General features: G+C 73.3%; 1 protein-coding gene. It reads left to right on the top strand.

Going from position 1 to position 535, the window contains the following annotated elements:
- A partial coding sequence (locus QF629_13090) for a molybdopterin-dependent oxidoreductase (GenBank protein MDP6014452.1) occupies positions 1-535 on the top strand: 535 nt, incomplete at both ends.

The raw sequence follows: 535 nt of genomic DNA, 5'->3' as shown, positions 1-535 counted from the left end.
AGGAGACTACGAGGGTGCCATGAACATGGCGCTCGGCGGGGCGGGCTGGGCCGGCTTCGCCGCCCGGCGCGAGGAGAGCGCCCGGCGCGGCCGCCTGCGCGGCATCGGCATGGCCGCCTATGTCGAGCGCAACAGCGGCGGCGGCCCCGACGCCCCCACCCACATGCGCATCGAGGCGGACGGCACGGTCACGGTCCTCTCCGGCATGATGGCCAACGGCCAGGGCCACGAGACGGCCTTCGCCCAGGTCGTCGCCGACCGCTTCGGCCTCGATCTGGGCGAAGCCCACATCGTCCAGGGGGATACGGACCGGGTCGCCGAGGGAATCGGCACCCTCGGCTCCCACTCGCTCGTGCTCGACAGCTGGGCCATGACCGTGGCCATGGACAGAATCGTCGAGAAGGCGAAGCCGGTGGCGGGAGCTCTGCTCGAAGCGGCGGCGGCGGACCTCGAGTTCGCGGATGGCGGCTACCGCATCGCGGGCACCGACCGGCGCGTCGCCATGGCTGAGGTCCTGCGGGCGGTGGGGGCCGAG

The organism is Alphaproteobacteria bacterium, from assembly GCA_030739735.1.
In the GTDB taxonomy this organism is placed as follows: Bacteria; Pseudomonadota; Alphaproteobacteria; order UBA7887; family UBA7887; genus UBA7887.
This window is presented reverse-complemented; position numbering and strand designations above follow the sequence as displayed.